The following is a 12,816-nucleotide window of genomic DNA, read 5'->3' as shown; positions in this document are numbered from 1 at the left end:
CGCGAAACAGCGTGCGCTGCTTCGCATCCAGAACCATCAGACGAAGCAGAGCGACAGTGGCTCGGCGATATAGGCCGGTTTGTCCGAGCCTTCTATCTCCAGTGTCGCGGTGGCTTTGAGCAGCCACTGGCCCGGTTTTTTCTCGGTCACTTCGCCCAGATCGACCTTGAGGCGGACCTTGGAATTGACCTTCACTGGCTGGATGAAACGCACGCTGTCCAGGCCGTAATTGACCACCATCTTCACGCCTTGCGGCAGGATCAGGATGTCTTCCATCAATTTCGGGATCAGCGACAACGACAGGAAACCGTGGGCAATGGTGCTGCCAAATGGCGTTTGCGCGGCTTTGACCGGGTCGACGTGAATGAACTGATAATCACCGGTGGCTTCGGCGAACAGGTTGATGCGTTCCTGATCGATGGTGAGCCATTCGGAACGTCCGAGTTCCTTGCCGACATAATCTTTGAGCTCTGCAACGGGAACATAGGGCATTGAGACTCTCCTTGGGTTCATCGGTTTTATAGTTTTTCAGGTGGGGGATTTGACCGCCCTGCGAACCACTGTAGATCATCATGGCGATTTGCTCCGGTCAACCGACCATGCTTTTGGCGAATGCCGATCCATAGCGCAGGCGTGCTTATAATGCCGAGCCCCTGCTGGGTGAAAAGTAAGACGGAGATGTCGGATGTTGCTACGTGGCCTGACCCTGCTGGTGCTGTTCCAATTGCTCGGCACGGCGCTCAATCATTTGCTCTTGCCAGTGCTGCCGGGGCCGATCATCGGTCTGCTGCTGTTGCTGGTCTTCCTGATCGTTCGCGGTGAAGTGGGTGAGCCGCTGAACCTCGCGGCTGGCAGCCTGCTGCGCTATCTGCCATTGCTGCTGGTGCCCCCGGCCGTGGGCGTGATGGTTTATGCGAGCGACATTGCTGCGGATTTCTGGGCGATTGTCGGTGCGTTGGTGCTGTCGTTGATCCTGTCGATGGCCTTCACCGGGGTGCTGATGCAACGCCTGGTCAAACGGCATGCCCGCACATCGGAGGAGTCCTGATGCTCTTTGACTGGCAGGGCGCCTGGGCCTCCGTTATCCATCATCCGCTGTTCGGCATCGGCATCACCCTCGGCGCCTATCAACTGGTGCTGGCGGCGTTCGAGAAAACCCGCTGGATCTTTCTGCAACCGGTGCTGGTCTCCATGCTGTTGGTGATCGGTGTGCTGGTCGGCTGTGGCCTGACCTATGCCGAATATCGCAAGAGCACCGAGATCCTCAGCATTCTGCTCGGCCCTGCGACCGTGGCACTGGCGGTGCCGCTGTATCTCAACCTGCGGCGTATTCGCCAATTGTTCTGGCCGATTTTTACTACGCTGGTGATAGGCGGCGTAGTCGCCACCGGCATGGGGGTGGCGCTGGGCTGGTGGTTCGGTGCCGAGCACATGATTCTGATGACCATGGCGCCGAAGTCGGTGACCTCGCCGATCGCAATGCTGGTGGCTGAGCAGATTGGTGGCGTTGCGGCGCTGGCGGCGGTATTCGTGTTGATCACCGGGGTGATCGGTGCGATCTTCGGCCCGGCGCTACTGACTCGCCTCGGCGTGCACAGTCCCGAGGCGCGTGGCATGGCGCTGGGCATGACCGCGCATGCGGTCGGCACGTCGGTGGCGTTGCAGGAAAGTGATGAGTGCGGCGCGTTTGCGGCGCTGGCGATGAGTCTGATGGGCGTGGCCACGGCAGTCTTCCTGCCGCTGGCGGTGTCGATGGTGGTGTAAGGAAATATCTATGAGTCTGCCGCTTTTCCCGCTGAACACCGTGTTGTTTCCCGGCTGCAACCTCGATTTGCAGATCTTCGAGGCGCGCTATCTCGACATGATCGGCCGCTGCATGAAGCAGGGTGGCGGTTTCGGTGTGGTGTGCATCCTTGATGGCCACGAAGTCGGCGTCGCGCCAGAAGGTTTTGCTCGGGTCGGCTGCGAAGCGCGCATCACCGACTTTCAGCAGCAGGACAACGGCTTGCTCGGCATTCGTGTGCAGGGCGGGCGGCGGTTCACGGTGTTGAGTACCGAGGTGCAGCGCGATCAGTTGATCCTCGCCGATGTCGACTGGCTGGATGACGAACCCGAGCAACCGTTACAGGACGAGGATGCTGATCTGGTGGCGTTGCTCAAGGCACTGGCCGAGCACCCGATGGTGGAAGCGCTGGACATGGGCACTGAAGCGCTGGGTCAGCAATCGCTGGCCAATCAGTTGGCCTATCTGCTGCCCTTCGCCGAAGAAGACAAGATCGATCTGTTACAACTCGATGATCCCCAGCAGCGGCTGGATGCAATCCAGGCGCTGCTCGACGAACTACAAGGTGAATTATTCGCCTAGTTGCACTTTGAATTAACTGATGGCGCCTGCCAGCATTGTTTTGCTTTTGTCTTTGTCTTAATTTCAAGTTGTCCGCAGGAAGCGGATAACTTGAATAAAAATAAGGATGAGAGCATGACTGTCTATGAAGATGAATGGGCGTTTTGGGATGATATTGCTGGCAAGTATATTTTGAAACATGCCGGGGCGGATCATAACGTTAGCCACGTAATTGAGGCGGCATCCACTTATGCGGACCGGATGGTAATAGCCCGGCGTAAACGAAAATCTGAAAAAGTCCCTGGCGGCGAAGTGCCACGGATGTCGGCGTCCGCCACCGCCGTAGTGACTGCGACTGCGGTTTGATTATTTACTTTTTCAGCATTGCCTGTCGTCGTGGCTAATTGACGGCGGGGTGTTTACAGGTGGGCAATCCCATGGCTTTAGCAAAAACAAACAACCAGACATTCACTGCGCATCTTTATCTTGATGGCCGGCCAGTGGTACTTAATCAACTACGTTTGCAACAGGCTTTGCGTGACCTTCGCATAACCAAGGCAGAAAAACTGGATGCCGAAGTGGGGTTGGCGGATTCGCGCGTGTCCAGCTTCATAACGCTGGCTGACCATGATGACGACACACCACTGTTGTTGAAGTTCGTCCCAAAGGGTGACGAATATGCCATCAGCCTTGTGCTCGCGGGAACATTCGATGGTGCGCGGTTATTCATAGAGGACAAGACTCATAATCTGTTGGCCAGTATCCGTGCGCCAGAGCAATACTTTTCAATCAGCAAGTCTGGTGCTTCAAAGGCCTCCTTCAGTCATATCGAGTCCGGTCCTGCCTATCTAGAGTTGATCCACGAACCTGATGACAAGCCCTTGTATCGCCATATAAGCAGCGGAATGAGCACATTCCTCGACGTCGATCCTAACAGGACGGGGCATAACGCCTTCAATCACAAACCGGCAATATTTGTGATCAAGGTTATCAAATAGAGCCCAGCCGCTACTCCATAAAAAGGCGCCATTCATGTCTGGGTGAATGGCGCCTTTTTTCAGTTTCGGTAATGCTCGGGCACAGGCCAGACGATGTCGTCGGCGAACGTCTTGTCGCCTTTGGGCAGATCCAGTATCACGCCGCCAGAACCGGCGATTTCATCGATAAGGCTGTCATAGGCGTTGGCGCCAAAATACCCGGCAGCTCGACTGTCGGTTCCCGCCCAGGTGGCCTGCTCGATGGCCACGACCCGGTCACCCGCCTGTGTCAGCACATCCTTGACCCGGGCGGCTTGCGTCAGGTCGGAACGCACCAGCCAGATCCGCTCGGCACTGATGCCGCGTGTGGGCGTGGAGATATGCCCTTCCAGGTCGTCGAAGAGGAATGTGCCGTTAGCGGGGTTGAATGCCTTGTTTTCTGCCCCCGGCACCACTTCCAGGCCTCGGGTATCAATGGCGTAGACGAATGACGTGGTTTGCTGGCGGCGCGTGGATACATAATCTTTCGAATCATCGAAAACGAACGAGCTGTCAGAGTCGGTCTCGTCGCCGGTTCGTTTACCCTCCGACACCGAACTGCTGCCCGAGTCGGAGGATTCGCCGGTTCGTGTTTTCGAGCTTTGAGGATTCACCCCGGGAAAACGATTGGCCTGCGAGTTGTAATGCAACTCGTGATAGAAGCCGCCCTTGGTCGCCGCGTAAGCGGTGGCGTCATGCAGTCCGAACGTTGCACTCAATGCGCGCTTGTTCGTGGTGCCCTTGGGATTGCCTTTACGGTGCATCATTCGATCATCCCGCGCCAACTCGAAGGGTAATCGGGTTTCGCCGCGGAACATCGCCGGAATGTCGGTGCGATACAACATGCCGTGGCGGGTTCGCTGGTAGCCGAGGTGGGTCGCGTAGTCGGCCAAAAAGGCGTCGCTGTAGCGGGTGGCGGGCCAATGGTGGGCGAGGGCCAGCCCTTGACTCCGTAATTCCTCAACGTAGTTTTCCAACTCTTCGCCGATCAGCTTGAAGCGCTGCTCATTGGTCGCATCGAGCGTCAGGCGTTTGTGCTGTTCAGCCCATTGCGGTATCTGGCCGTCGCCCGACTCTGTGCGCAGCCGACACAGTTGCTCCTGGGTCAGGTTATAGCTGCGCTGCAATTGCAGGCGCTGGGCAAGGGTCATGTGTGGATGCAGCCACTTCAAAGAATCAGCGACAAACAGATGGTCTTCGGTGTTCTGCGCGCGAAGTGCCCAGCCCGGCGCCTTGCCGGTCGCTTGTGCTTCTGCGCGGAAGGCGGCAATCCCGGTGTCATCCAGAATGTACATGCGCTGGATGTCCTGATCCGACCATTGCGCAAGTGGCGCATCGGCCATCCTGTTGCGTTTTGCCTGCGCAGGATCGATGGCAATCCAGTGATGCTCCGGATCCTTGATGGCATAGCCGAGGATGGCGTCATCGCCGCTCGTACCGAGAGCGCGAAAGGTGTAGTAACCGTCAGCATTCGGTGTTGCGGAAAACGCGTAGTCATCAACGTTTAGGAGGGTGAGGTGCCGATCCAGGCTCCACAGATGGCCTTGCGTGGTCCGGTAAATGGGTGGGCCTGGTGCCAGGCGCCAGGAGGACATTGCCCGATAGGCCCTGAGGTCGGCATCGTATTGAACACAAACGTGGTGTCGGCCTTCTGAGCCTGGCAGTCGCACGTCCACCCAGTCCTTGGCGAGATAACGCCGGATGCCGGATTCATTCGGCCCTGGCAGATCGCCGAAATACGGATGGGCGAAATCTTCCAGCGACGTCATCGAAAAGTCTGGTCTGTCTGTGGCGGATCTCGATGTGACGCTCACTTGGATGGGGGAGGTTTTTGCTTGGGAGGTCCCGGGTTCCTCCAGACGAGGTCGTTTGGGTGAGGAGGGCGCCTCGACGGGTATAGGCCCCGGAATGTTTTCAGGGTTTGCAAATATCGCTCTGCTCGGCGAATGATCTGCGGAGGCCAGTGTAGAGGTGACGGGCGTTTCGACTAAAGGTGATTTAGGCCGTAGCCCGGGTTTTTGGCGCATGAATAAACTCCGTTTTTGGCGAGTCAGCCTGTCCGTAGGCTGAGGTGAACGGGTGCCCGTGTGGACGTCTGATCCAGACGGGCACGTGGTGAGGGTCAGGTCTTGTCGTTGGAAAAGACCAGGTCTTGCTGGTTGATTCGCACCTGTGGATCGCTGGCCAGCGCCCAGTGTTTCCTTACTGCGTTGTAAACCACCGTACCGATCGTTCCTGCGTCGATTCCGACGTGGGTTACATGAACCCTTGCTGCCAGTTCGTTTCGCTGTTGATGGGCATTGACCTCGGCCAACAGAGCTTCGACATCGGCGTAGCCACGTGCATCAATGACGTAAAGCTGCAGCACTTCAAACAACAGCGACACTTCATAAATATGGCCGGCCGAAGTGGCCACGCTGATGGATTCCACCGGGATGTCGTCTTCGATATCGGGCAATTCGACGGTGACGCTGGCGATGTGCAGACGATTGCCGTCCAGCTGGATGTCGTCGCGGGTGACCGTTTCTTCCATTTTGTCGGTGTACAGCGTCCAGGTCGATGCATCGGCGGTTTTCGCTGCAGCGCCTGGCGTCGAAAGGCGAATGATGGTGTTGCTGGCCAGATGGACATCGTACGTCGAACTCTGGCCATCGAGTACATAGATGCCGGTGTGCGAACCGGTGTCGATGGTGATGCGACTGGGTTCTGCCGTTATCAGCGGTTTCACGCTGGCCAATGGTCTGACAAAGCGATAGTTGCCATTGCGTTGCTTGAGGCAACTTCGGGTGCTGCGTACGCGGGTGCCGGGGTTTTTTACATCGTCTTCATAATCCAGTGCGGGAACTTGCAGGCGGTAGGAAACCTGGTCCTGCAGAACCAGCACAACGTTCTGCTGCAGGCGTGGGGTGGTGACTTTCAGGCTGTTTCTGCCGCTGTAACCGGTGGCCGCCGCGATGGGCTGGACCACACCTTTGAACATAACCAATTTCGACGGCAGGGAGACCGTCAGGGTGAAGTCTGTGTAGTACAAGTGGGTCGTGCCAGAGACGCCTTTGCGCACCTGCACTTCATAACTGACCTGCACATCGATGATTTCAGCGTTGTCGAATTCCAGATAAACAGTGCGGGACGTTTCGGCGGTATTGCGCTGGGCAACGAATTCCACCGGACGCTCGGTGCGAGCAACAAAGTGCTGCTTCAAGCCCTGTTCGGCGATCTCGATCATGCCGCCGTTAACGATTTGCGGTGCAGCGGCGGGTTGGCCGATGACGACAACGACGGGGGTTATATCCTGCTGCAGCGCCTCATCTGGCTGCTGGGGTAGCTGGACCAGCAGCTCATAGCCATCCTCGGTCTTGAAACGGAATCGGTCATTGTTCAACAGGCGTTTGCCATCGACCCATTGGTAGACATTTTCGAGTGTCAGTACATGTTCCGGGTCGTTACCATCCTTGCCGCGCAATGAGCTGATCACCAGCGCAGTGCCGACGATCTGCCAACGCTGGATGACCTCCGCCGGCCAGCCGAACTCGATCAGACTCGACGCTTCAGCGTCCTCGTTAAGGGTCGTGCGGGTGTTGCTGCTGGCGATGTAAAAACGATCTGCGCCGCTGCCGCCGTCCACCCGACAGTCCGCTCCGTAGACGGCAATCGTGTCATCGCCTGCGCCGGCGCTGACGCGGTCGTAGCCATTGGCGGAAATCCGGTTGGCCGCGTCGTTTCCGCTGACTCGGCTGGTGCCTCTGCGCAGGGTCGAGACGTTTTCGATCGACGTGAGCTGCGCGACGTCAACGGCATTTTCCTCAGGATCAAGACCGCGCAGCGCCACTCTGCCATTGTGCAGGTTGATGTCGTGACCGATATGGCGGGTGTCGCTGAGCGGGCGGCTGCCTTCGAAGGCCAGGGTGTCGGCACCTGCGCCGCCGTCCAGCACATTGAGGTGGGCCGGTTTGCTGATGAGGTTCAATTGCTGCTCGGTAATCTCCTGATAGAACGCATCGTCCCTGTCGCCTCCGGTCAGAGCCTTGTGATCCGCGCGATAAGTGAACAGATTGGGCTTGTCCCGGACCCCGATAACCCGGTCATTGCCGTCACCCAAGCGCCAGAAAATGCCTTTGTCGTCACCGGCACTGCCCGACACTTTGCCTTTGAGGTTGGCGGGCAGGCCTTTGCCGGCATCGATCACGTCATCGCCGTCGACAACCACGGCCTGGTTGTCGAGCTTGAACGGTTGTTGGCCAGCGCTTTCGTCCCACTGGTAGCGCCAGATTTCAACGGGCTTCAATTCAACCTGAAAGGCACCGTTGATCACGTGTTCGATGGCGTGTTTGTAGGCGTTCTCCAGCATGTCCTTGGCCGACAACTCCAGTTTTCGCTGGTGGTCCCGATAGCCCTTGGCGAGCTTGAAGCGATCCAGTACGTCCTGGTCCAGTTCCTTGTTGGTGAAGGCGAACCAGCCGGAGCGCATGCGTTCTTCAAGCGTCAGTTCGATGTAGTCATCGATGTCGTCCACCACTCGGGCGGCCTGGTAGATCATCGAGGCGGCGATAAGCAGTCCGGCGGCGACCAGCCCGACCGGCCCGGCGACGCTGCCAAACCCGGCCAGTGCGGCGACGCCCAGCACCAGGCTGATACTCGCCCCGGCGACGCTAAGACCGCCGCTGACGTAATGATCCTGGGCCTCTTTGCCCTGCGCTGCGGCGGCGGCATTGAACGACTTGATGGCATCGAGAATGTCGAAGGGCAAGGTGATGGCGCTGGCGAACATCCCGGCACCGCGGCTCATGTATTTGCCCACCGAGGTCAGCGGGAAATACTTCAGCGCGTTGCCGCCGTTTCTGAGCATGGCCTCACCGGTCTTGGTCAGCCCGCGTTCGATGATCAGCGAGCCGAACTCGGCGGCGATCGAGCCACCCTGGAAAACCGCTTCCAGCGTGTCTCCGTGCTTGATCGCATCAATCATCGCCTTGTAGCCGCTGTAGATGCCGAACGCCTGCATGCCGACCCCGGCGCCGCTCATCAAATAGCTTTTGTTTTTGCTGATCCAGCCCGGGGCATTTTCCAGTGCGTCGGCGCGATGAATATCCAGTTTTTGCGCAGCCTTGCCCAACTGGTTCAGGCGGTCCACCGCGCTGCCGGTAGCAATGGTTATATCGGCGACGAACAGCGCCCCGGCATCGACTGAGCGCTTGCAGGCGATTTCATAAAACAGCATCGCCGCTACATTGCTGTCCGGATTGTCGACGGACAGCAGACGCGCCTGCACCCGGTCTGCATCGAAATTGAGTCCGTCGAGAAAGTGTTGATCCACGCGCTGCATGCCGGCATTCCCCGGGCTGATGGGTTGGCCGTGCACGGTCGCGCCCAAGGCCAGGAGTTCTACGCGGCTGGTGAGTATTTCGCCGATGCGCAAGGGGCCGAAATGTTTGTCGAGGGATTTGAGTGTGCGTCGATAAGGGGCGTCAGCGTCGTCTGGCAACACTGCGTTGAGCGTGCCCGCCGGCGGCGCATGGGGGTTGGCCGAGGCGCTGACGGGATTGACCTGAACGGCGCTGATATTGGCGATTTGAAGTGGCGGAGCGATAAGTTTTGACATGTCATTAATCCTTTAATGAAAACGCATGACCGGTGTCCCTACCGGTGTGTCATTGATGTCGAGCCGCCGGCGTTGTCGACTCGGGCCAGTGGATGGCGTAGGCGAATTCGTCGCCGTTGCCCGACAGACTGAGCACAGGTTTGCCGGCGGCTTCGGCGTTGTCGATCAACTGGTCGTAGGCGAATTTGTTCTCGTGTCCGGCATGGGTGGCGGCTTCGATGCGCTCAGCGTTCGCGCCTGCCTGTTCCTTGAGGTCATCGACCCTCACGGCTTTGCTCAGGTCCGAATTCAGCAGCCAGATACGCTCGGCATCCAGTCCTCTGCGGCTGACTGATATCAGCCCTTCGAAGTCATCGGAGGGAAACCAGGTGGGGGGTGTGTCGCGGGCCGCTGAATTGAAACTCATGTTTTCTTCATGAGGCACCACTTCCAGGTCGCGGGTGTCGAGCACATACAGAAACATTTCCCGCTGACGTGTGCGTGTTGATTCATAGCGGCGATCGCGATCCCACGGCACCGGGCTTGTGGCGTCGGACCATTCGGACGATGAGCTGCTCTCGGTATCACTGACATCGCTGCCCGAGGCGCTATCGTCAGCATCCCGCCCCGGGTATTTGCTCGTCTGGCTGTTGAACCGCAAGTACTCGGGGTCAGGCTCCCTTGCGTACATCAGGCCTTCTTTGAGGCTGAAGGTTGCGCTCATCGGCTTATGCGTGGTGGCGCCCGGTTTGTGCTGGTATCGCGGTAGCATGAAGCCGTCATTGGCGAGCTCGAACGGTGTGCGTTCATCGCCACGGAACAGCGCCGGCACGTCGGTGCGGTACAGGCAATTGTTCTTGTTGCGCAGATAGCCGAGTTTGCCCAGCAGCGCTTCGCGCACCGGCGCGGTCATACTGGTTTCCGGGCTGTACCAGTCATGCCGGGCATCACGCTTGAGGTTAAGTTCCTCGACAGCCTCGCGGCTCAGTTGCTCGAGACGCTGCGGATGGTCGAGGTCGTCGATCAGGTGTTTGTGTGCCTGCGCCCATTGCGGCATTTGCAGTTCGGTCTTCAGGTCCTGTTGCAAGCGGGCCAGTTGGCTGGGCAGCAGGTTATAGGACTGCAGAAATGCTTCGCGCTGTGCAGGATTCATGCTTGGGTGCAGCCAGCGCAGGGTGTCGCGCAGCAAGTCGCGGTGCGGGTTCGTGACTTTGGGAATCGCCCATTGCGGACTCTTGCCGCTGGCTTGGGCTTCGGTGCGAAAACGCACGAGATCCTGGCCATGGATGTCGTACACCTGCCAGATCTCATGGTCTGTCCAATGCTTCAAGAGCGTGGGCTCGGCACCGAATCCGCCTGCGGGCGGATCGACCGGGATCCAGTGACCAAAAGCGTCCATAAAGGCAAATTGCGTGATCACGTTGTTCGCCCCGAATGCAGGGGCCAGTTCGTAATAGCCTTGGGCACCCGGTGAACGCAGCGATGCCTTGTACAGATTCGAATCGAGGTGGGCGGGTCGAGGCCGTTTCGCGACGGGGTCGATCCCCGGTTGATCGCCCGGTAGCGGCGCAGGTCGTTTTGTCGAGGCCATGGCGGGTGCCGGATGCTCCGTCAGGCGCCAGGTCAACCGGCCTTCATTCCGGTACAGCGCCGGTCCGGACGCGGACCGCTCGGTGACCATCTTGCAGCGATAAACCCCATCGGCATCCTGGCCAACATGGGTGGTGCGCAAGTCGCCTTCATATTCGACGTCGACAAACTGTCGTCCGACGATCCAGCGAAAACCGTCATCCTCCGCCGGTTTCATTCCACGCAGGAAGTCGTCACGCAGCCAGTAGGTGTCGGGGGAATTATCGCTTGCGAGGCGGGCAGGGTTCGTCGCCTGCATCGGTTGGATGACCACGGCAGGCGGGGTTGCATCCGCGACCGGCCAGCCGCCAGCGGTGTGAACGGGATACTGGCCACTCGGCAAACCCGGTAACCGGAAAATCGAAGGGCCACCTGGAGTGAACGGTGTGTCGGTACGCAGGGGCGGGAATGTGCTCGCTTCAGGTTGTTGCGTTGAGCTCTGGGGTGGTTTGCGCGGTGTCTTTGGACTCATGGCGTACTCGAAATCAGTTGATGTATTGAAACCCTCGCTTCGTCAGTTGAATTGATTGTTGGGCAGGCAAGTGCAGGCGGTCTCACTTTAATGGGTGAGAATATGCCTAAGGGTTTCAAATATGTGGATTTAATCTAACTGGTTTTTCAAGTTATGGAAGGCGCTGGCGTGAGGGTTCGTAATTGATATGTAACTTCGGTTGTTTTTAGTTTGAAGTGTGCGAAGTTGCGGTTTGGTAAATAAGGATTTTTACCGTGGGCGAGTAAGTTTGAATAAGAGAACAGCGCTGCTCTTGTCGGAGAATTCCTAAAAGAGCAGCGCAGAAGGATTAAGGCTTGTGTATCGCCAGATTCAATAGGCGTAACGCAACAAGGTATGAGGCAAGTGCCGCAGGACGAAAAACCCGAACAGCGCCAACATTGCCGGCAGGATCAACCACCAGATCTTGAACGGCATAGGATTGAGTGGGGTTTTACGCTGGCTCAGCCACAGGGCGGCAGCGCAGACACAGGCGGCGAGCATGGCGCCGGCCAGCACGTCGGTTGGCCAATGAGCGCCCAGATAGACCCGCGACAGGGCGATGGAAAGGGCCGGAATACAGGCGATCAGCAACCAGGTCAGGCGCATGCGTGGCGGCTGGCCACGGCCGGCGAGTACCGCCAGGGTCAGAAACAGTGCAAACGAACCTGAGGCATGGCCACTGGGCATGCTGTAAGTGGTCAGTGGGTCGGTCAGCACTTCCGGACGCACCCGGGCGAAGAAGTATTTGGTCCCGGTGTTGGCCAATGCGGTCACCAGCAGCGTACCGCCAACGAAGATCGCATGGCGCCATTGCCGGCACAGCAGCAACAGGCCGGTCAGCAGGACGCTGAACAGCAGCATGTTGCGGAACTCACCGATCAGGGTCAGTGTGACCGCAATTTCATCCAGCATTGGCTGGCGATGTTCCTGCACCAGCGTCATCACCCCTTGATCGAGTGCTGTCAGGTACGGATAGCCGATGAACAGGCCAATCAGAATCAACAGGCTCATGCTGCTGATCCAGATGGTCGCGCGACGGTGGCGACGCAGGCTGCTGTTCACGCTGAGGCCGACCATTGCGGCGATGCTGCCAGCGACAATGCCGGCCTCCAGCCAGAACCCTTCAGGCAATGGCAGACGGAAGGCCGCGCCGGTGGCCCAGCCCGGCAGCAGATAGGCGAGACTCCAGCCGGCGGCCGCCAGCAGGCTGACAGCGGCAAAACGCGGGAAGGGCATGTCGCACATGCCGGCGACCATGGGCAGCATCGGTCGCAATGGCCCGATGAAGCGGCCGACCAGCAGACTGGCAATGCCGTAGCGCTGGAAATACGACTCGGCGCCGGCCATCCATTCCGGATGATGCCGTAGCCCCGGCAGGCGCCGAATGTTCTGGTGGAAATGGCGACCGAGGAAGTACGAAACGGCATCGCCGAGAATCCCGCCAAGGAAGCCCAGTAACAAGGTCTCGCTCAGTGACAGGGCGCCGCTGCCGGCCAGCACGGCGACGGCAAACAGCAGCACGGTGCCCGGCACGATCAAACCGGCAATCGCCAGGCATTCCACAAAGGCCACAATGAAAACTGCAGCCGCCAGCCATTGTGGATTGGCGGCCAGCCACCCGGTCACGCTATCGAGCCATGGGCCCATACAGAAAAACTCCAAATCATTAATGGCCTTCTGTAGGAGCTACCGAAGGCTGCGATCTTTTGATCTTGATCCTGAAAGCAAGATCAAAAGATCGCAGCCTTCGGCAGCTCCT

General features: G+C 58.5%; 10 protein-coding genes. 5 read left to right on the top strand and 5 right to left on the bottom strand.

Annotated elements, in window-relative coordinates; genetic code table 11:
- Positions 1 to 36: 36 nt before the first annotated feature.
- Positions 37 to 492, bottom strand: a complete 456-nt coding sequence (locus tag LOY43_RS25040) for a MaoC family dehydratase (protein ID WP_007909575.1) — start codon at positions 490 to 492, stop codon at positions 37 to 39.
- Between the two features lie 193 nt (positions 493 to 685).
- Here LOY43_RS25040 and LOY43_RS25035 point away from each other — a divergent pair, with 193 nt between their 5' ends.
- The 5 genes from LOY43_RS25035 (at position 686) to LOY43_RS25015 (ending at position 3,342) form a co-directional block, all read left to right on the top strand.
- On the top strand, positions 686 to 1,048 hold the full coding sequence (locus tag LOY43_RS25035) for a CidA/LrgA family protein (protein WP_095048788.1): 363 nt from the start codon (positions 686 to 688) through the stop codon (positions 1,046 to 1,048).
- Complete coding sequence (locus LOY43_RS25030) at positions 1,048 to 1,764, top strand: LrgB family protein (protein WP_095048787.1); 717 nt, start codon at positions 1,048 to 1,050, stop codon at positions 1,762 to 1,764. The genes LOY43_RS25035 and LOY43_RS25030 overlap by 1 nt, the downstream gene beginning before the upstream one ends.
- Positions 1,765 to 1,774: 10 nt before the next feature.
- Positions 1,775 to 2,365 (top strand): LON peptidase substrate-binding domain-containing protein, encoded by a 591-nt coding sequence (locus LOY43_RS25025; RefSeq protein ID WP_095048786.1) that lies wholly within the window; start codon positions 1,775 to 1,777, stop codon positions 2,363 to 2,365.
- Positions 2,366 to 2,710 carry a hypothetical protein gene (locus LOY43_RS25020; protein WP_218251758.1) on the top strand — a complete coding sequence of 115 codons (345 nt, stop codon included), beginning with the start codon at positions 2,366 to 2,368 and terminating at the stop codon, positions 2,708 to 2,710.
- A 71-nt stretch (positions 2,711 to 2,781) separates the two neighbouring features.
- Positions 2,782 to 3,342 carry a hypothetical protein gene (locus LOY43_RS25015; RefSeq protein ID WP_095048784.1) on the top strand — a complete coding sequence of 187 codons (561 nt, stop codon included), beginning with the start codon at positions 2,782 to 2,784 and terminating at the stop codon, positions 3,340 to 3,342.
- Positions 3,343 to 3,401: 59 nt separating this feature from the next.
- Here LOY43_RS25015 and LOY43_RS25010 read toward each other — a convergent pair whose 3' ends face one another.
- From LOY43_RS25010 to LOY43_RS24995, 4 genes are all read right to left on the bottom strand, one after another.
- Entirely contained in the window at positions 3,402 to 5,129 is a 1,728-nt protein-coding gene (locus LOY43_RS25010; RefSeq protein ID WP_258708867.1) for a hypothetical protein, read from the bottom strand.
- 353 nt (positions 5,130 to 5,482) lie between these two features.
- Positions 5,483 to 8,956, bottom strand: a complete 3,474-nt coding sequence (locus LOY43_RS25005; RefSeq protein ID WP_258708866.1) for a calcium-binding protein — start codon at positions 8,954 to 8,956, stop codon at positions 5,483 to 5,485.
- 49 nt (positions 8,957 to 9,005) lie between these two features.
- Positions 9,006 to 11,036, bottom strand: coding sequence for a hypothetical protein (locus LOY43_RS25000; RefSeq protein ID WP_258708865.1), 2,031 nt, complete (start codon positions 11,034 to 11,036; stop codon positions 9,006 to 9,008).
- Between the two features lie 351 nt (positions 11,037 to 11,387).
- On the bottom strand, positions 11,388 to 12,704 hold the full coding sequence (locus tag LOY43_RS24995; RefSeq protein WP_095048781.1) for a bifunctional DedA family/phosphatase PAP2 family protein: 1,317 nt from the start codon (positions 12,702 to 12,704) through the stop codon (positions 11,388 to 11,390).
- Positions 12,705 to 12,816 lie beyond the last annotated feature (112 nt).

Source organism: Pseudomonas sp. B21-041 (genome assembly GCF_024748675.1).
GTDB lineage: Bacteria > Pseudomonadota > Gammaproteobacteria > Pseudomonadales > Pseudomonadaceae > Aquipseudomonas > Aquipseudomonas neuropathica.
Note: the sequence above shows the minus strand (reverse complement) of the source record. Positions and strands in the feature narration are given on the sequence as shown.

Bases quoted from the DNA above. Each gene is read 5' to 3' on its own strand.
- LOY43_RS25040 (WP_007909575.1), bottom strand. From the start codon at position 492: ATGCCCTATGTTCCCGTTGCAGAGCTCAAAGATTATGTCGGCAAGGAA.
- LOY43_RS25035 (WP_095048788.1), top strand. From the start codon at position 686: ATGTTGCTACGTGGCCTGACCCTGCTGGTGCTGTTCCAATTGCTCGGC.
- LOY43_RS25030 (WP_095048787.1), top strand. From the start codon at position 1,048: ATGCTCTTTGACTGGCAGGGCGCCTGGGCCTCCGTTATCCATCATCCG.
- LOY43_RS25025 (WP_095048786.1), top strand. From the start codon at position 1,775: ATGAGTCTGCCGCTTTTCCCGCTGAACACCGTGTTGTTTCCCGGCTGC.
- LOY43_RS25015 (WP_095048784.1), top strand. From the start codon at position 2,782: ATGGCTTTAGCAAAAACAAACAACCAGACATTCACTGCGCATCTTTAT.
- LOY43_RS25010 (WP_258708867.1), bottom strand. From the start codon at position 5,129: ATGACGTCGCTGGAAGATTTCGCCCATCCGTATTTCGGCGATCTGCCA.
- LOY43_RS25005 (WP_258708866.1), bottom strand. From the start codon at position 8,956: ATGTCAAAACTTATCGCTCCGCCACTTCAAATCGCCAATATCAGCGCC.
- LOY43_RS25000 (WP_258708865.1), bottom strand. From the start codon at position 11,036: ATGAGTCCAAAGACACCGCGCAAACCACCCCAGAGCTCAACGCAACAA.
- LOY43_RS24995 (WP_095048781.1), bottom strand. From the start codon at position 12,704: ATGGGCCCATGGCTCGATAGCGTGACCGGGTGGCTGGCCGCCAATCCA.